Origin of the sequence: Mycobacterium saskatchewanense, assembly GCF_010729105.1 — a bacterium.
Classification (GTDB): Bacteria; Actinomycetota; Actinomycetes; order Mycobacteriales; family Mycobacteriaceae; genus Mycobacterium; species Mycobacterium saskatchewanense.
On sequence record NZ_AP022573.1, the window covers coordinates 1,743,821 to 1,761,837 of the forward strand.

Sequence of the window (18,017 nt, forward strand, 5' to 3'; positions counted from 1 at the left end):
GCGCTACCCGCGCGACTTCTCGTCGGGTACTGCCGATTTCGGCAGGACTTCGGCCAGCGCCTTGAGCATCAGCTCCGCGACCGCCTGGTGTGCCTCGAAGTTCCAGTGGATGCCGTCGGGATTGCCTCGCCCACTCATGACGTGCTCGGCCACCGCCGCCTTGAGGTCCACCAGCGGAACATCGTGCTGCTGAGCCCATTCGGTGATGGCCGCCACCGTGGCCGCGCGGCCGTGGTGGGCCTTGCCGTAGGTCTCGGCGACGTGCACCGACGGGAGGGATGCCACGATCGGAATCCCGGGGCGATTGAAATCGATTGCGCCGCGGGTCTGTTCAAGGTATTCGGCGCTCAGGTGCGGCGGCAGAGCGGACCTGGCAACGGGCGACAGCCGCGGCTGCAGCCAGCCATACCCGTCGCGCACCCACCGCCGCAGCCACGGCGGCCGCACGTAGCGGATGAGCTCCCGCAACGCCGTCGGCAGCACCGAGGGCAGCGAATCCATCCCGCCCGTCGCAAAGACCACCGCGCCCGCCCTGGGCAGCGCGGCCCAGGCCCGCGGGTCCTGCGTCGCCGCCCACCAGATGTCGCGGCACGTCCAGCCGATGCGGCCGATCAACTCCACATCCCAACCAAGCTGCGCCGCAACGATGTTGGGCCAGATCCGGGGATCGTCGGCGGGCAGCCCCCCGGTGGGCCCGTAATAGGCCAGCGAATCGGCGAACACCAGCAGCGTGGGCCGCGCCTCAGAGGACGTCATTGGAAACCTGCGCCGAGGCGTTCCACACGTCGAGACGCCAGCGGATGCTCTCGAAGTCGGCGCTGTTGTCATCGGGGTTGTCGCCGGGGTCGTGCGAGTGGCCGGACAGCTGCACCCAGCTGGCGTTGCCCATGCCGCCCAGGACCGGCCAGTTCGCGACCGGCAGCCGCAGCAGCGCGGCGGACAACGCGGCGATCAGGCCGCCGTGGGTGACCAGCACGACCGGCCGGTCGGCGTGATTCGGGTCGCCCCATCCCGGCTCGCCGGCTACCAGTTCGGCGACCACCGGCGCGCTGCGGGCGGCGACGTCGACCCGGCTCTCCCCGCCATGCGGCGCCCACGTGGCGTCTTCGCGCCAGGCCAGCCGGGCGCCGGGGGCCCGGGCGTCGACCTCGGCGTGGGTCAGACCTTGCCAGTCGCCGAGATGGGTCTCCCGCAGCCGGTCATCCACCGACACCGTCAGCCCGGTCCGCTCCCCCAGCCTGATCGCGGTGTCGTAGGCGCGCCGCAGGTCCGACGAGACGATCCGCAGCGGCTGCAGCTTGCCCAGCACCTCCGCGGCCGCGGCCGCCTGAATCCTCCCCAGATCGCTGAGCTCCGTGTCCAGCTGGCCCTGCATCCGGCTGCCGAAGTTGAAGTGGGTCTGCCCGTGCCGCAGCATCACCAGCCGACGGACCGTCATTGCGCGCCCGCCGAGCCTGCGGCGTCTTCGGTGTCCGACAAATCGACCGGCACCACCGGGCAGTCGCCCCACAGCCGATCCAGCGCGTAGAAGTCGCGGTCGTCCTGATGCTGGATGTGCACGACGATGTCGCGGTAGTCCAGCAGGGTCCAGCGCCCTTCCCTGGCGCCCTCGCGGCGCGCCGGTCGGTAGCCCGCCCTGCGCATTCTCTCTTCGACCTCGTCGACGATCGCGTTGACCTGCCGTTCATTGGACGCCGACGCGATGACGAAGCAGTCGGTGATGGTCAGCTGGTCCGAAACGTCGATCACGACGACGTCGGTGGCCAGCTTGGCCGCTGCCGCACGGGCGGCCACGACGGCCATGTCGAGCGCCTCCGCGGTGGCGGTCACGAGTTGTTCCCGGTGGCCAGCGTCGTCTCGCCCGCGGACTCGTCGGCGGCCCGCCCCGGGTGGTACAGCCCCCTTTTGGAGACGTACTGCACGACGCCGTCGGGCATCAGGTACCACAGCGGCCGGTCCCGCTCGGCGCGCACGCGGCAATCGGTCGACGAGATCGCCAGGGCCGGGATCTCGACCAGGGTCAGCACGTCGTCGGGCAGCTCGCCCAGCACGCCGGTGATGTGTTCGCGGCGCAGCTCGTAGCCGGGCCGGCTGACGCCGACGAAGTGGGCCAGCTCGAACAACTCCTCCCAGCCCTGCCACGTGAGGATGGAGGCCAGCGCGTCGGCACCGGTGATGAAGTACAGCTGCGAATCGGGGTTCAGGGCGTGCAGGTCGCGCAGCGTGTCCCGGGTGTAGGTGGGACCCGCGCGGTCGATGTCGACCCGGCTCACCGAGAACCGCGGGTTGGACGCGGTGGCGATCACCGTCATCAGATACCGATCCTCGGCCGCCGAAACGCGGCGGTTCTTCTGCCATGGCTGACCGCTGGGGACGAACACGACCTCGTCGAGGCGGAACAGGTCGGCGACCTCACTTCCCGCGACCAGGTGCCCGTAATGGATGGGATCGAACGTCCCACCCATTACCCCGAGCCTGCGCAGGTGCTTTTGCACGATTCGCCAGCTTACTTGAGCCGGCGGCGCGGGCCGATTTCGCAGTTTCGGTCGGCGGGGTAGCCGGCACCGGGTCACCGCCCCGTCGCGGCGGTCGTGCCCGACAATATCGGCAGACCGAACGATCCCGGCCGAGGAGACCACACCGTGCCCTATCTCGAACACAGCGACCATCCGGAGCGCTTCGTCGCGCACCGCTATCCCGAACGGCTGGTGGACCTGGGCGAGATACGGATGAACTACGCGGTCGCAGGTGACGCCGCCAACCCCGCGCTGCTGCTGATCCCGGGGCAGAGCGAATCGTGGTGGGGCTACGAGGAAGCGATGAAGCTCCTGGCCGATCGTTACCAGGTGTACGCCGTCGACCTGCGGGGGCAGGGTCGCTCCACGTGGACACCCGGCCGCTACAGCCTCGACCTGTTCGGCGGTGACCTGGTCCGTTTCATCGATCGGGTCATCGGCCGGCCGGTGGTGGTCAGCGGGCTGTCGTCCGGCGGAGTGATCGCCGCCTGGCTGTCGGCCTTCGCCGCGCCGGGGCAGATCCGCGCGGCCGTCTACGAAGACCCTCCGCTGTTCAGCTCGGAGGTGAATCCGGCTGTCGGCCAATCCATCCGGCAAGGTATCGGGCCGATCTTCCGGCTCTGGTGCAAATGGTTGGGCCCGCAATGGTCCATCGGCGACTACGCGGGACTGCAGGGGGCGCTGGGTCGCGAACTGCCGGAGTGGCTCGGCAGGTTGTCCCCGGCCCGCGGAAACGCCGTCGACACCGCCGGGCCGCCGCAGAACCTGCGCGAGTACGACCCCGAGTGGGGTGACGCGTTCGTGTCCGGCCGCGTCGCCGTCAACTGCGACCACGAGTCGATGCTCGCCCACGTCAGGGTGCCGGTCCTGTTCACCCATCACTTCCACTTCGAGGACCCGGAGACCGGCAACCTATTGGGCGCGATCTCCGATCGGCAGGTCGCGCACGTCCGAAAGCTGATCGAAAGTACCGGAAACACCTTCACCTTGCGCGCGTTTCCGGAGATGCCGCACTCGATGCACGGCGCCGATCCACAGACCTACGTCGCGACGGTTACCGACTGGCTGGCGGGACTGGAACCGCGCCCCGCCTGAAGACCGCTCACACGGGCAGGAGCTGATCGATCACCGCCGCCAACTGCTTGGCGGAGCGGCACTCGTGCATCGTGATCACCTCTTGGTAGCGCGGCACCGCGGAGTCGCCGCTGCCCCACAGGTGCCGGGGCTCGGGGTTCAACCAGTGCGCGTGCCGGCTGGCGGTCACCATGTGGGACAACAGGTCCGTCTCCGGGTTGCGGTAGTTGGTGCGCCCGTCGCCGAGGACCAGCAGCGAGCTCCGCGGCGACAGCACGTTCGGGAAGCCCTGCACGAACGACGCGAAGGCGTTGCCGTAGTCGGAATGTCCGTCACGGCTGTAGACCCCGGCCTCTCGGGTGATGCGCTGGATCGCGACGGCCAAGTCGGCCTCCGGGCCGAACATGTGCGTGACCTCGTCGGTGGTGTCGATGAAGGCGAACACCCGCACACGGGAAAACTGTTGGCGCAGCGCGTGTACCAGCAGCAGGGTGAAGTGGCTGAACCCGGCCACCGAACCCGACACGTCACACAGCACCACCAGTTCCGGCCGCGCCGGGCGGGGCTTGGCCAGCACCAGGTCGATCGGCACCCCACCGGTGGACATCGACTTGCGCAGGGTCTTGCGCAGGTCGATCACCCCGGACCGGGTGCGCCGGCGCCGGGCCGCCAGCCGGGTCGCCAGGGTGCGGGCCAGCGGCGCCACCACCCGGCGCATCTGGCGCAGCTGTTCGCCTGATGCCCGCAGGAATTCGACGTTCTCCGAAAGCTGCGGGATGCCGTACATCTGGACGTGGTCGCGGCCGAGTTGCTCGGCGGTGCGGCGCTTGGTCTCGGCGTCAACCAGCTTGCGTAACTGCGAGATGCGCTGCGCGGCAAGGGCCTTGGAAATCTGCTCCTGGGTGGGCGTGGGTTCGTCCCCGTACGGGGCGAGCAGCCCGGCGAGCAGCTTGCCCTCCAGCTCGTCCAGCGCCATCGCCTTGAGCGCCTGATACGACGAGAACGACGGGCCGCGGCTCGAGCTGTATTTGCCGTAGGCCTCCACGATCCGGGCGATCATCGCGACGAGGCGTTCGTCCATGTCCGCGAGATCGGGGTTTTCGGTGAGCAGGTCGAGCAACATCTGGCGCATCGCCTCGACGTCGTCGGGCGGCAGCGCGGCGCCCGGCGCCTGCTCGGCATCGGCCTCGGCGACCACGGCGCGCGCGCCCAGCGCCGCGGGGAACCACAGGTCGAACATGGCGTCGTAGGTCTCGCGGTGCTCCGGACGGCGCAGCACGGCGCACGCGATGCCCTCCCGCAGCACCTCCCGGTCGCCCAGGCCCAGGGTGGCCATCACGCGGCCGGCGTCCACCGTCTCGGACGGTCCCACCGAAATGCCCACCCCGCGAAGCGCTTCCACGAAGCCCACCAGGTGGCCGGGGAGCCCGTGCGGGGCGAGCGGCCGGGCGGGGCGGGTGCGGCGAGGGGCCATCGGCGCGTTCCTAGTTCAACCGCAGCTCGCCGGTCGCGCGCTGCTGGTCGGATTGGTGTTTGAGGACCACGCCGAGCGTCGCGGCGACCACGGCGTCGTCGATGGTGTCGAGGCCCAGCGCGAGCAGCGTGCGGCCCCAGTCGATGGTCTCGGCGACGGACGGCAGTTTCTTGAGCTGCATGCCGCGCAGCACGCCGATGATGCGGACGAGCTCCTCGGCCAGGTGCTGCGGCAGCTCGGGCACCCGCGACAACAGGATGCGGCGCTCGAGCTCGGGGCTGGGAAAGTCGATGTGCAAGAACAGGCATCGACGCTTGAGGGCCTCGGACAGCTCCCGGGTGGCGTTCGAGGTCAGCACGACGAACGGCGTCCGCTCGGCGGTGATGGTACCGAGTTCGGGCACGGTGACGGCGAAGTCGGACAGCACTTCGAGCAGCAGTCCCTCGATCTCGATGTCGGCCTTGTCGGTCTCGTCAATCAACAGCACGGTCGGCTCGGTGCGCCGGATCGCGGTCAGCAGCGGCCGCTGCAGCAGGAACTCCTCGCTGAACACGTCGGTCTTGGTGGCGTCCCAGTCGCCTTGTCCGGCAGCGTTGCCGGCTTGAATACGGAGTATCTGCTTGGCGTGGTTCCACTCGTACAGCGCGCGGGCCTCGTCGACTCCCTCGTAGCACTGCAATCGGACCAGCCCGGAGCCGGTGGCCTGCGCGACAGCGCGCGCCAGCTCGGTCTTGCCGACCCCGGCGGGGCCCTCCACGAGCAGCGGCTTGCCGAGCCGGTCGGCCAGGAACACCGCGGTGGCGGTGGCCGTGTCCGGCAGGTAGCCGGTTTCGGCCAGCCGCCGCGAGACGTCGTCGATGTCGGCGAACAGCGGCTTGGGCCGGGCGGGCACGCTCACGATTTCGGTTCTCCTCAAGCTCTTGTCAGGCCGGGCGGATCTGCCCGTCGCCCCACGCGATCCACTTGGTCGAGGTCAACTCCGGGAGCCCCATCGGGCCGCGCGCGTGCAGCTTCTGGGTGGAGATGCCGATCTCGGCGCCGAAGCCGAACTGCTCACCGTCGGTGAACGCCGTCGAGGCGTTGACCATCACCGCGGCCGAGTCGACACCGTCGGTGAATCGTTGCGCCGCAGCCATGTTGGTAGTGACGATGGCCTCGGTGTGCCCGGTGCCGTATTCGTTGATGTGCGCGACCGCGGCGTCGACGCCGTCGACCACCGCCAGCGCGATATCCAGTGACAGGTACTCGCGGCGCAGGTCGTCCTCGCTGGGGTCCAGGTGCACCGTCACGCCGGCTTCCTGCAGCGCGGCCACCAGCCTGGGCACGGCCTCCCCGGCGATCGCCGCGTCGACCAGCAGCGTCTCGGCGGCGTTGCAGACGCTCGGCCGGCGCGTCTTGGAGTTCAGCACGATCCGTTCGGCCACGTCGATGTCGGCGCCCTCGTGCACGTAGACGTGGCAGTTGCCGACACCGGTCTCGATGGTGGGCACCCGCGCGTCGCGGACCACCGCGTCGATCAGGCTGGCGCCCCCGCGTGGGATCACCACGTCGACCAGGCCGCGGGCCTGGATCAGGTGCGTCACCGTGGCGCGGTCCTCCGACGACAGCAGCTGCACCGAGTCGGCGGGCAGGTCCTCACTGACCAGCGAGGCGCGCAGCACCTGGACCAGCGCCTGGTTGGACCGCGCCGCCGACGAGCTGCCGCGTAACAGCACGGCGTTGCCGGACTTGAGCGCCAGCCCGAAGGCGTCGACGGTCACGTTGGGCCGGCCCTCGTAGATCATGCCGATGACGCCGAGCGGGACCCGTTGCTGACGCAACTGCAGCCCGTTGGGCAGGGTGTAGCCGCGGAGCACCTCGCCCACCGGGTCGGGCAGCCCGGCGACCTGGCGCAAGCCGGCGGCGATGCCCTCGACGCGCCGGGCGTCCAGCGCCAACCGGTCGAGCATCGCGGCCGGCGTGCCGGCGGCGCGGGCGGCGTTGAGGTCCTCGGCGTTGGCGGCCAGGATCAACTCGGTGTTGCCGGTGATCGCTTGCGCCGCGGAGCGCAGCGCCTGATCCTTGGCGACCGTCGGCAACAAGGCGAGAGCGCGCGACGCGACGCGGGCGCGGCGGGCGGCATTGTGTACCTCGTGGCGCAGGTCGGGCTCCCGCTGCTGGGTCGCACCGCTTCGCGATGGTGCTTGCAGACTCATCGATCCAGGGTATAGGGCGTTGACCGATCCGGTCGGGTTGCCCCACACGGTGGCGCCTTCGCTGGCGGTCAGCCCACCCGGTCGCTCCGCCCCACGCGACGCACCTTGTTCCGGCGCTCTTCGAGGATGCGGCCAAAGTTCTGCAGCAGCAACGGTTCACGCATCACCAGGTGCTCGAGGTGTTCGCGGTCGATCTCCAGCGCGGTCACCTCCTCGAGCGCGTACGCGCTGGCGAGGTTCGGTTGCCGCGTCAGGGCGGTCAGGCCGAGGAAGGAGCCCTCGGCCAGCGTGCTGATCGGCACGATCGACCCGTCGTCGGTCGTCGCGGCCAACTGCACCCGTCCGACGACCAGGAAGGTCATCCCGGTCGGCACCTGCCCGGTGTACTCGACCACTTCGTCGGCGCCGTAGCGCACGAGCCGTGCGCGCGAATACAGCGACCGTTCCTCGTCGGCGTTGAGCCGCAAGGCGGGCGCCACCACCGTGCGCAGCGCGTATTCCACCCGCTCGGGCGAGGAGAAGCCGTCTTCGATCCCGTCGAGGTGCAGCTGCTCCCGGCGGGCCGCGTACCAGACCCATCGCAGGAAGGTCGACCGAGCGGCGCCGTCGTCGGCGGGCGACTTCAGCCCGATGCTGGTGCGGTACTCGCCACCGCCGAGCGGCACCGAGCGCGGCACGCTGTCGATCCTGAGCTGCGGGAGGCCGGCGGCGACGCGGGACAGCATCGCGCACACCCGGTCCGGCGGGTCGGTCGCCGAAAACGTGGTCGTCATCCCGAGCTTGTACACGCCCGCCGGCCGGCTGAGATTCGTGAAGGACGTCGTCGCCAGCATCGAGTTCGGCATGACCCGGATCCCACCGCCGGTGTCGATGTGCACCGAACGCCAGTTCACCTCGATGACGCGGCCCCGGCCTGTCGTGGTGTCGAGCCAGTCGTCGATGCGGAACGGCTGTTCGAACAGCATGAACAGCCCCGACACGATCTGGCCGACGGAGTTCTGCAGCATCAGGCCGATGACGACCGAGGTGATACCCAGCGCGGTGAACACGCCGCCGACGCGGACGCCCCAGATGTACGACAACATGAAGGCCAGGCCGATGCCGATCAGGGCGAAGCGCGCCACGTCGAGGAAGATGCCCGGCAGCCGTTTGCGCCAGCTCTCCTCGGGCGCCGCCTCGAACACGGTGGCATTGAGACCCGACAGCAGCACGAGCAGCACCAGGAAGCCGAACGCCGTCGTCAGCATCCGCACGGGTACGTCCCCGGCCGGGACCTGAGAGGCCTTGACCAGCAGGAGCAACAGCGCGCCCAGCGGCAGGACGTAGGTGCGCAGCAGGCCCACCTGCCGGGCGAGCCGGTTGCCCCTGCGGACGAGCGTGTTGTGCAGTTCGGTGAGCAGGATCAGGGTCAGGGGAAATCCGACCGCGATCGCGATCGCCCAGTAGAACCATGGGGAGTCCCAGGCGTGCTCCACCGTCACCGCTCCACCAGCCGGTAGATCGGTTGGTCGGTGCCGCCGACCGAAATCGTTCCCGCGGGCGCGAACTGGCGCACGTCGCGCAGCGCCTCGTACACCTGCGCGCTGACGTAGATGCCGGGCTGCGGTGACCCGCTTTGCATTTGGTAAGCCAGGCTGACCGCGCCGCCCCACATGTCGTAAACCAGACTGGACCGGCCCACCAGCCCGCTGATGACGTTGCCGGTGTTGATGCCGACCCGGAGGCCGAGCTGGTGGCCGGTCTGGCTGTTGACGCGATCGACGATGTGCCGCATCTCGAGTGCGAAATCGACGCTTCGGTGGATGCTGTCCAGTCGCGGGGTGATGACCCCGCAGCTGGCGAGGTAGCCGTTGTGGAATGTGCGGATCCGTTCGACGCCAAGGGCTTCGGCCGCCGAATCGAACTGCCGGAACAGGTCGTCGACGATGCCGACGACCTGTTCACCCGACAGGTCATTAGAGATCTCGTCGAGCCCTCGGATGTCGGCGAAGATGATCGCGACGTCCTGATGCTTCTGCGCGATCGTCTCCTCGCCGCCACGGTAGCGCTGCACCACCGACTCGGGCATCAACGCCAACAACAGACGCTCGTTCTCGCGGCGCTGCTCGTTGAGCAGCTCGTCCTTGATCGCCAGGTTCCGGCTCATCTCGTTGAAAGCCGCTGTCAGATCACCGATTTCGTCGCGCGACCGTACGGGGATGCTGACGTCATAGTCGCCGGCGCTGATCTTGCGGGTCCCGGCCTCGAGGCGCCGGATGGGCCGCATGGCCAGCTGGGCTACCAGCATCGACACCACGCAGATCGCGAAAATCATTGCGGTCACCGCGATCGCCAACGTCTTGCTGAAATGGCCGAGTCGCGCGAAGGCGTCCGAATCGTCCCGCGTCGCCAGGATGGACCAGTGCAGATCCGAATTGGCGATGTTCAGCGGGGCGTAGGCTTCCAGTTCCCGGTTGCCGGTGTAGTCCGTTCCCGTCACCACGCCCGTCTCCCCGCGCTGGGCGGCGCGCAGGCCCGCGCTCGGCACCGGCTGCACCAGAATGGTGCCCCCCAACCGGATCGCGCGGTCGACGACGTCCGGCGCGGTGCCGGCGTCGATGGCCTCGCGACGATACTCCGTGGGGTCCTGCAGGAACAGGCGCGAGTCGGAACGCATCAGGTTGTCAGGACCCGCCAGGTATGTCTCGGTCGAGGCGCCCATGCCGGCGCTTTCCCAGTGCTTGTTGGCGGTCATGATGTTGTTGACCTTCGTGATGGGCACCGGCAGGGCCATGAGGCCGGTGATCTTTCCGTTCATGCCGACCGGCGACACGACCCACGCCGTGGGCGCGTCCAACTGCGGCTGGTACGGCTGGAAGTCGGTAATCCACACGTAGTCGACGTCGTTGGAGCGCAATGCTTTCTGGTAGGCGTCCCTCAAATTGGACTCGCGATAAGGGCCGGTGAAGATGTTGGTCCCGAGATCAGGGCCCTTGCGCACGCTGTAGACGACATTGCCCTGCAGGTCGAGGAGCAGCGCATCGCGGTACTGGAACCGCGTGACGATGCCGCGCATGTAGAAATCGAAGCGGGCGTTGGCCGCCGTCCACGCGCTCCCGTCGCCGGCGTCCTCGGTGGGCAATGCGTCGGGGGTGGTCGGCCGGGCAGGCGCGGTGTAATACGCCTGGATGTATTTCTGCGCGTTGGACGTCGGAAGAACGGCGTTCAAATCGATGAGGTCACCGGTCAGCCGCTTGATCGGATCGATCATCTGGGTCTGGTAGTAGCCGGCGAGCGCCTGCTGCTGGGCGGGAGTGACGGTCGCGTTGGACAATTGGTCGAAGCCCGTCGTGAGTGCGGCCGTCGCGTCGACGATGCTGAATCCCCCGCTGTAGACGACGAGCGAATTCGTCACTTCGCGGAACAGCGCCTCCACCTGGCGCCGCTGCGACTCACGCAACTCGATCAGCCGCTCCGACTCGACCTGCCGCAACGCGGTCCGGCCGGACAGCCCCCCGATCAGGCCGATCACCGCTACGCCCAGGATGCTCGACAGCAGCAGCGCGACCATGATCTTGGACTGGATGCCGAACCGGATGCGCGGCCAGGGCAGCAGGCGGCGGGCGCCCTTTGGGGCCCTGGCAGCCGAGGCGGACGCGGCCGCGGTCTGCGCGGGGGTTTCCGCGGGTGTTTCGGGGGCCGGTTCGGCGTTGTCGAGCTCGGTCGCTGTCAATCGCCTCGCCCGCCTTTCTTCGATCGAGAATCGGCACCGCTAACGCAGCAGACTAGCGCGCGGACCTCAAGATATTGGTGATTGCGTGCAAAGCGACGAAGCCGACGACGAGCCCGAAATGGAGTCGAGCTTGCCGGACCGCGCGGCTAACGTGGGCGCAATGGCGCGGGTAAGCGTGGTGGGCCGCGTGAACGCGGACACGCCATTCGTCGTCGGTTCCATCCCGCGCCCGGGCGAAATGGCGCTGTCGTCGTCGGTGATCGAGGCGCCCGGCGGCAACGGCGGCAACCAGGCGGTGGCCGCCGCACGTGCGGGTGCGCGGGTGGATTTCGTGGGCGCGCTGGGCCCCAGTGCCATTGCTCGAGTTCGTCCTCGTTCACGATCACCACGTCGCTCAGGGCCGCCGGCGCGGCCAGCGACTCCTGGCCTCGGCCGGCAGGCGATGCGTTGGTCGCCACGACGGCCCCGGTCGAACGCACTTCCCCCCGCCGCCGCCAACGCCGTCGTCACCGGAATCTCCAAGTGTCAGCAACACATCACACTCGGTCAGGGCCGCCCGCGCGTGCGGCGCGTCGAGCGAAAGCCAGCCATTGGCGCCCGGCGAGACCACGACGGTGTTGTCGCCGGCGGCATCCACCACGATGATGGCCGAGCCGCTCGGTCCGGCCAGCAGGTAAGCCCGCAATCGTTCGGCGGCGGCGTTTGACCGGGCTAGCCGGGACGCCTGTCGACGTCGTGGGCGATGATCAGACCGTCGGCCGTCTCCAGTTCGTCCGCCGTCTGGTTGAACAACACGCGACTGCGGCCGGGCGACAACAGCGCCGACAGGTAGTGGTGCGGCGCCCCGGCCACGAACGACAGGCGGTTCACGCGCAGCAGCGCCGCACCGATGGCCGTGTCGAGCAGGCGCGCGTTGCGTGGACCAGCGATTTCGGCCGTGATCTCGTGGCGCACCCGGTCCACGGCCACCCCGGCCTCCGACAGCAACTGGTAGAGCGGCGCGCGCAGCAGCGTGGTTTCGGTCAGCGCCGGGGCTAGGCGCGCCGGCAGCCAGGCGTCACTGACGATCAGCGGCTCGCCGGTCCGGCGTTGCCGCCGCACCCGCAGGACCTGAAGCAGCTCGTCCGAGGTCTCGAGGGCGTCGGCGACGAGGCGCGGGGGGCGGCGCACGCCGAGCTCGATGACCTCGACCTCGGTTTCGAACTGGGTCTGCCGCAGGCCCTGCATGTACGAGCTGCCGCTGCCCAGATAGCCGGATACGTCGGCGGGACCGTGCCGGCGCACGAATGAGCCCACCCCGTGCCTGCGCTCGATGTAGCCCTGCTCGGCCAGGTCTGCCAGCGCCCGGCGCACCGTGATCCGCGAAACCCCGAACTGGTCGCACAGCGTCTGCTCGGTGGGCAACGCCTCGCCCGGGGCGATCGCGCCACGGTCGATCTCGTCGTGCAGGACCAGGAACAACTGCCTGTGCAAGGGCACCCCGGCGGCGGTCGACACCGCTCCCGCTTTGTTCTGGCCCACGAGCGTCAATGTTTCCACAGCGCCTTCCTTGCGCGGACGATTCAGTTGTTATATGTATATAACAACTAGTCGCTTCGCAGGGGGTTGAATGACCGCGGTGCACCGCCCTCCCGCCACCGATCCGGCGGGCCCGACCGGACGGTTGGCCACCTGGGTCGCCGATCTGACGCTCGACGACGTGCCGCATCCGGTCGTGCAGCGCGCGAAACACCTCCTACTCGACGGCGTCGGCTGCGCCCTGGTGGGGGCCCGACTCCCCTGGTCACGGGTTGCCACTGACGCCGTCCTCGGGCTCGAGGGTGACGGCAGCGGCACGGTCGTCATCGGCACCGGGCGCACCACCGGTGCCCCGGCGGCCGCCGTGCTCAACGGCACGTTCATCCAGGGCTTCGAACTCGACGACTTCCACCCGCTGGCGCCGCTGCACAGCTGCTCGCTGGTCATTCCCGCGTTGCTGTCGACGGCATCGACGCGGCCGCAGACCACCACCGGCGCCGAATTCCTGCTGGGCGCGATCGTCGGCTTCGAGGTGGGACCGCGGGTCGGCTACACGCTGCACGGCACGCAGATGCTCGACCGCGGCTGGCACTCGGGATCGGTGTTCGGCACCCACTCGGCGGCGACGGCGTCCGGCAAGTTGCGCGGATTGCCGCCGGCGCAACTGGAGGATGCCCTCGGCCTCGCCGCCACCCAGTCGGCGGGGCTGATGGCCGCGCAGTACGAGGCCATGAGCAAGCGGATGCACCACGGGCTGGCGGCGCGCAACGGCTTCTACGCCGCCGGTCTCGCGGCGGCCGGATACACCGGCATCAAGCGGGTGTTCGAGCGCGAGTACGGCGGCTTCCTCAGCGTCTTCGGCGAGGGCCATGACCCCGACGCCTCGCTGCTGACCGGGCAACTCGGTCAGCGCTGGGAGACCACGGTCATCATGGTGAAGTCCTACGCCGCGATGGGCGGGCTGCACGGCGCGATCGATGCCGCCCGATCCCTGCGCGGTTCGCTTGTGGGACAGGATATTTCGGCGATCGAGATCGCCGTGGGGGAAACCGTCTACAAGCACGGCTGGTGGCCCCCGCAGCGGCCGCTCACCCCGATGGGCGCCCAGATGAACATCGCCTACGCGACCGCGGCTGCGCTGCTCGACGGCAACGTGCTGCCCGAGCAGTTCACGCCCGAGCGCCTCGACTCCGACGACATCTGGACGCTGATCGGCGCCACCACGGTGCGGCTCGACGAGTCGCTCGCCGACGCCGGCCTCGCCGAGAAGTTCCGCACCGACGTGGCGGTGACCACCCGCGACGGCGCCGTGCACCGCGCCCGCGTCGCCCAACCGCACGGCGCCCCCACCGATCCCGTCACCAACGACGAACTGGTCGCGAAGTTTCATGCCCTCGCCGACCGGGTGACCGCCCGCTCGCGCGCCGAGGCGATCGAGCGGGCGGTGATCGGGCTGGAAGAACTCGACGACACGAACGACCTGATCGATGTGCTCGCCGCCCCGGTGGCGGGCGCACTGGACTGAGAGGACCCACCGATGCCCGCCACCCCGGCCCGCCGGCGGCTGAGAGAACTGCTCGACAAGCGCGAGCTCATCGTCGCCCCAGGCGTCTTCGACGGCATCTCCGCGCAGCTGACAAAACGGACCGGCCAGGCCGCGGCGTACATGACCGGCGCGGGCGTCGCCGCCTCCGGCTTCGGGCTGCCCGACATCGGGCTGGTCACGGCGACCGAAATGGCAGGGCGGGCCGCGATGATCGCCGACGCCCTGGGCGACATCCCGCTGATCGCCGACGCCGACACCGGGTACGGCGCCCCCATGAACGTCGTGCGCACGGTGCGCTCCTACGACGTGGCGGGCGTGGCCGCGATCCAGCTGGAGGACCAGGTGTTTCCCAAGCGGTGCGGGCACCTGCCGGACAAACAGGTCGTCGACGCGCCGGTCTTCGAACAGACGCTGGCCGCCGCGCTGGACGCGAGGTCCGACGACGGCCTGCTCGTGGTGGCCCGCACCGATGCGCGCGGACCGCTGGGACTGGACGCCGCGATCGAGCGCGCCAACCGGTATGCGCAGGCGGGCGCGGACATCATCTTCGTCGAGGCGCCGCAGGACGCCGCCGAGATCGAGCGCATCGCGGCCGAGGTCGACGCTCCCCTGCTGATCAACCTGGTCGTCGGCGGCATGACGCCGCTCGAGTCGGCATCGCGGCTGCAGGAATTGGGCTATGCCATCGCGATTCATCCGGGCAATCTGCTGGTCCAGGCCACCTTCGGCATGCTGCAGAGCCTCTGCGAGCTCAACGGCACCGAGATCGCGCCGCACCTGCCCGCCGCGCCTGCCGACTTCTTCAACCTGGTCGGCATGAGCGAGTGGCTCGACCTGGACACCCGCTACGCACGCAAGGACGCATCATGGGCATGACCATCATCGAGAAGATCTTCGCCCGCAAGGCCGGCCTGGGCTCCGTCTCGCCGGGCGACACCGTGGTGGTCGACGTCGACATGACCGTGTTGATCGACCTGCAGTTCGCCACGATGTGGTTGCCGCCCAACCGGATCCACGATCCGAACAAGCTGGCAGTGGTGATGGACCACGCCGTACCGGCGCCCACCATCAAAGACGCGGCCGGCGGCCCGCGGGCCCGCAAGTTCGTCGCCGACTTCGGCATCGAGCGCTTCTACGATGTCGGCCGCCACGGCATCTGCCACCAGGTGATCGCCGAGAACGGACTGGCGCGCCCAGGAGAGGTGTTGGCCTGCACCGACTCCCACACCTGCGCCGCCGGCGCCTACAACACCGCGGCGCGCGGCCTGGGACCGGCGGAGGTGTACTCGATCATGTGCACCGGCAGCACCTGGTTCCAGGTGGCGCCGACCATTCGCTACGAATTTCACGGCGCCAAGCCGAACACGGTGAGCGGCAAGGACGTCTTCCTGCACATCGCCAACGAATACGGCGACGCCGCCAACCGCAGCCTGGAATTCGGCGGCCCCGGGCTGGCCGGCATCCCGATGCACGATCGGCGCACCATCGCGACCCAGGTCGCCGAGATCTCCGCCGACTTCGGCACCTTCGAGCCCGACGACGTGCTGGCGTCGTTCCTCGCCGAGCGAGGTGTCACCGGGTACGCAGCCGCCGCACCGGATTCCGACGCCACCTATCAGGAGGTCCGGAGCGTCGACCTGACGGGCCTGGAGCCCTACGTCGCGCGGCCGGGCACAGTCAGCCGCAACGCACTGCCCGTCTCACGGCTGGACAGGCAGAAAGTGGACCAGGCCTTCATCGGGTCGTGCGCGAACGGTCAGCTCGAGGATCTGCGGATCGCCGCGGACGTGGTGCGCGGCAGGGCCGTTGCCCCCGGCGTGCGGCTGCTCGTCACGCCCGCCTCGCAGGCGGTGTACCGGGAGGCCATGCGACTGGGGTACCTACAGGACCTCGCCGACGCCGGTGCCCTCATCACCAACTCCACCTGCGGCGCGTGCTTCGGCTACCACATGGGCGTCGTCGGCCCCGGTGAGGTGTGCATCACCTCGAGCACCCGGAACTTCACCGGGCGCATGGGCAGCACCGAGGCGCAGATCTTCATGGCCTCACCCGCGACGGTGGCCGCGTCGGCGGTCACCGGCTACATCACCGACCCGAGGAGTGTGACGGCGTGACAGTGTCGTTCAGCGGAAAGGTATGGGTCTTCGGCGACAGCCTGAACACCGACGCCATGTACCCGGCTTTCGCGATGAAGATGGAGCCCGCCGAGGCCGCCAAGCACGTCTTCTACGAGGTGCGGCCCGGCTGGACCGACGAGGTCTCGCGGGGTGACGTCGTGGTCGCGGGCAAGAACTTCGGGCTCGGGTCGTCGCGGCCGGTCGCCGCGCTGTTCGTCGAGCTCGGCGTCGCCGGTTTGGTCGCCGAGGAATTCAACTCGCTGTTCTTCCGCAACGCCGTGAACTCCGGATTGCCGGCGATGACGGTTCCCAACGCCACCAACGTCTTTCGCGAAGGAGATACCGGGACGTTCGACCTCACCGCCGGCACCTGGAGGAACGACACCACCGGGGCATCCGGCAAGGTGGCGAAGCTGCCCGACCTCATCCTCGAGATCATCGCAAGCGGCGGCGTGCTGCCGCGGCTGGTGCAACAGGGCTACCTGGCCGAGGAGTTGGGCGACCTGCTCCGGTCGCCGGCCGTCGCGATCCGCGGCGCCGGGAGCGGCGCATGACGGCCCTGCTCGGCAGGGCGCTGCGGGGGATTCGTGCGGGAGCGCATCGGAGCCCGTTGAGCGCCGGTGGGTTCGACGCGCCGGACTCGATTACGGTGAGCAGCGCCGCGTTTATCGACGGCGGCCCCCTGCCACGGTCCGCCGCGGGAAAGGGCGCCGGGGACAACGTTTCCCCGCCGTTGCGTTGGGACGGGCTACCGCCCGGCACTCGCCAGGTGCTGCTCGTCATCGACGACGTCGACGTCCCACTGCCCCGCCCGCTAATGCATACCGTGGCGCTGATCGAGCCGACGCTCGACGACGTCGCGGCGGGCGCGCTACGACCGGGCAGCGCCGGTATGCGCTTCGTCCGCGCCGACCTCGGTCATCGCGGCTATGCCGGCCCGCGCCCCATCCCCGGCCACGGGCCGCACCGCTACCGGTTCCACGTGTTCGCCGTCGACCGGCCGATCCCAGACACCCCGGTTAACGCGAAGGCGCTGTTGGCCGCGGTGAGCGGACACGTGCTGGCGCGTGGGGTGCTGACCGGGACTTACGAGCGGTGACCGGGTTGGCCGTGCGGCCATGGACCGTGGCCGAACCGCGTCGAGTGTGCATTCAGGGCGTTGAGTGTGCACTAGCGAAGAGAATTACGCGTTTTCGGCAACCTGGACGCACACGGGACGACCAGGATGCACATTCGACGCCCGCAAAGCACACTCACCCCCCCCCCAAGCCTCGAGGCCGCCGGCGCGACCGGCCCTAGGCCCCGCATCGAGTGTGCATCGACGGCGTCGGGCGTGAACTGGCTGCGGGGATCCGCGGATCTGGCGACCTGGACAGCCACGCCTGAGGCGAACTAACCGCGGGGTTGCCAAGCTCAAGCCCGCAGACTCGCGGTTCAGCCGTCGAACTTCTTGATGGCGTCCTGGGTCACCGGGGTGAACAGATTGACGAGGTTGCCATCGGGATCGCGGAACAGGATGGAGCGATTGCCCCACGGCATGGTCGTGGGCTCCTGCACCCACTCGCTCACGATCGGACGCAATCGCTCGTATTCGTTGTCGACGTTGTCGACCCTGAATTCGATGATGGCACTGCGGTTCGCGGCAGGGCGCGCAGAATCGGCTCCGAACAGCTGGGTGGTGTCCGTGTGGCCGATCGCCAGCGTGAACGACGGGAACACGAGTTCGGCGAACACCGGCGTGTAGCGAGTCCCCGCGACGCCGGTGAGCTGTTCGTAGAATCCGACCAGCCGCTCCAAGTCGTCAGTGATGATGCGCAACGAAACAAGATCCATGCTTCTCCTCATGAAGTCGTGGCCGGATGCCG

General features: G+C 69.2%; 18 protein-coding genes. 7 read left to right on the forward strand and 11 right to left on the reverse strand.

From position 1 onward, the window contains the following. Window positions 1-3: 3 nt before the first annotated feature. From octT to nadD, 4 genes are read right to left on the reverse strand one after another with little or no spacing between them, the layout of a single operon-like run. Window positions 4-756: a diglucosylglycerate octanoyltransferase gene (octT, locus tag G6N56_RS08025; protein ID WP_085257983.1), complete on the reverse strand. Its 753-nt coding sequence runs from the start codon at window positions 754-756 to the stop codon at window positions 4-6. After that, complete coding sequence (gene gpgP, locus G6N56_RS08030; protein ID WP_085257984.1) at window positions 743-1,438, reverse strand: glucosyl-3-phosphoglycerate phosphatase; 696 nt, start codon at window positions 1,436-1,438, stop codon at window positions 743-745. The genes octT and gpgP overlap by 14 nt, the downstream gene beginning before the upstream one ends. Beyond that, window positions 1,435-1,830, reverse strand: coding sequence for a ribosome silencing factor (gene rsfS, locus G6N56_RS08035; protein ID WP_085257985.1), 396 nt, complete (start codon window positions 1,828-1,830; stop codon window positions 1,435-1,437). Before rsfS ends, gpgP begins: the two co-directional genes overlap by 4 nt. After that, window positions 1,827-2,483, reverse strand: a complete 657-nt coding sequence (nadD, locus tag G6N56_RS08040) for a nicotinate-nucleotide adenylyltransferase (protein WP_264019896.1) — start codon at window positions 2,481-2,483, stop codon at window positions 1,827-1,829. The genes rsfS and nadD overlap by 4 nt, the downstream gene beginning before the upstream one ends. Window positions 2,484-2,642: 159 nt before the next feature. On the opposite strand from nadD, the gene G6N56_RS08045 reads away from it, so the two are divergent. After that, window positions 2,643-3,611, forward strand: a complete 969-nt coding sequence (locus G6N56_RS08045) for an alpha/beta hydrolase (RefSeq protein ID WP_232069248.1) — start codon at window positions 2,643-2,645, stop codon at window positions 3,609-3,611. A gap of 7 nt (window positions 3,612-3,618) precedes the next feature. Here G6N56_RS08045 and G6N56_RS08050 read toward each other — a convergent pair whose 3' ends face one another. The 5 genes from G6N56_RS08050 to G6N56_RS08070 all read right to left on the reverse strand — a co-directional run bounded on the left by G6N56_RS08050 (window position 3,619) and on the right by G6N56_RS08070 (window position 10,971). Continuing rightward, the gene (locus G6N56_RS08050) at window positions 3,619-5,064 is read right to left on the reverse strand and encodes a vWA domain-containing protein (protein WP_085257987.1); all 1,446 of its coding nucleotides are present in this window, start codon (window positions 5,062-5,064) and stop codon (window positions 3,619-3,621) included. Between the two features lie 10 nt (window positions 5,065-5,074). Further along, window positions 5,075-5,962 (reverse strand): AAA family ATPase, encoded by an 888-nt coding sequence (locus tag G6N56_RS08055; protein WP_085257988.1) that lies wholly within the window; start codon window positions 5,960-5,962, stop codon window positions 5,075-5,077. A 25-nt stretch (window positions 5,963-5,987) separates the two neighbouring features. Next, on the reverse strand, window positions 5,988-7,259 hold the full coding sequence (locus G6N56_RS08060) for a glutamate-5-semialdehyde dehydrogenase (RefSeq protein WP_085257989.1): 1,272 nt from the start codon (window positions 7,257-7,259) through the stop codon (window positions 5,988-5,990). 68 nt (window positions 7,260-7,327) lie between these two features. After that, window positions 7,328-8,734 (reverse strand): mechanosensitive ion channel domain-containing protein, encoded by a 1,407-nt coding sequence (locus G6N56_RS08065; protein WP_085257990.1) that lies wholly within the window; start codon window positions 8,732-8,734, stop codon window positions 7,328-7,330. A gap of 2 nt (window positions 8,735-8,736) precedes the next feature. After that, window positions 8,737-10,971, reverse strand: coding sequence for an adenylate/guanylate cyclase domain-containing protein (locus tag G6N56_RS08070; RefSeq protein ID WP_408632672.1), 2,235 nt, complete (start codon window positions 10,969-10,971; stop codon window positions 8,737-8,739). Between the two features lie 85 nt (window positions 10,972-11,056). Here G6N56_RS08070 and G6N56_RS29735 point away from each other — a divergent pair, with 85 nt between their 5' ends. Further along, entirely contained in the window at window positions 11,057-11,677 is a 621-nt protein-coding gene (locus tag G6N56_RS29735; RefSeq protein WP_408632673.1) for a PfkB family carbohydrate kinase, read from the forward strand. Window positions 11,678-11,682: 5 nt separating this feature from the next. Here G6N56_RS29735 and G6N56_RS08080 read toward each other — a convergent pair whose 3' ends face one another. Continuing rightward, on the reverse strand, window positions 11,683-12,510 hold the full coding sequence (locus tag G6N56_RS08080; protein WP_232069249.1) for a GntR family transcriptional regulator: 828 nt from the start codon (window positions 12,508-12,510) through the stop codon (window positions 11,683-11,685). A 70-nt stretch (window positions 12,511-12,580) separates the two neighbouring features. Here G6N56_RS08080 and G6N56_RS08085 point away from each other — a divergent pair, with 70 nt between their 5' ends. Genes G6N56_RS08085 through G6N56_RS08105 form a run of 5 tightly spaced genes read left to right on the forward strand, consistent with a single transcriptional unit; the run spans window position 12,581 to window position 17,251 of the window. Further along, window positions 12,581-14,014: an MmgE/PrpD family protein gene (locus G6N56_RS08085; RefSeq protein WP_085257992.1), complete on the forward strand. Its 1,434-nt coding sequence runs from the start codon at window positions 12,581-12,583 to the stop codon at window positions 14,012-14,014. A 12-nt stretch (window positions 14,015-14,026) separates the two neighbouring features. Then, a complete protein-coding gene (locus tag G6N56_RS08090) occupies window positions 14,027-14,911 on the forward strand; it encodes an isocitrate lyase/PEP mutase family protein (protein WP_085257993.1) in 885 nt (294 codons plus the stop codon). Then, window positions 14,902-16,149, forward strand: a complete 1,248-nt coding sequence (locus tag G6N56_RS08095; RefSeq protein WP_085257994.1) for a 3-isopropylmalate dehydratase large subunit — start codon at window positions 14,902-14,904, stop codon at window positions 16,147-16,149. The genes G6N56_RS08090 and G6N56_RS08095 overlap by 10 nt, the downstream gene beginning before the upstream one ends. Beyond that, window positions 16,146-16,706: a LeuD/DmdB family oxidoreductase small subunit gene (locus tag G6N56_RS08100; RefSeq protein WP_085257995.1), complete on the forward strand. Its 561-nt coding sequence runs from the start codon at window positions 16,146-16,148 to the stop codon at window positions 16,704-16,706. Before G6N56_RS08095 ends, G6N56_RS08100 begins: the two co-directional genes overlap by 4 nt. Further along, window positions 16,703-17,251 (forward strand): YbhB/YbcL family Raf kinase inhibitor-like protein, encoded by a 549-nt coding sequence (locus tag G6N56_RS08105; protein WP_085257996.1) that lies wholly within the window; start codon window positions 16,703-16,705, stop codon window positions 17,249-17,251. Before G6N56_RS08100 ends, G6N56_RS08105 begins: the two co-directional genes overlap by 4 nt. Window positions 17,252-17,586: 335 nt before the next feature. Here the strand turns inward: G6N56_RS08105 and G6N56_RS08110 are convergent, their stop codons facing one another. Continuing rightward, complete coding sequence (locus G6N56_RS08110; protein WP_085257997.1) at window positions 17,587-17,985, reverse strand: VOC family protein; 399 nt, start codon at window positions 17,983-17,985, stop codon at window positions 17,587-17,589. Between the last annotated feature and the right edge of the window lie 32 nt (window positions 17,986-18,017).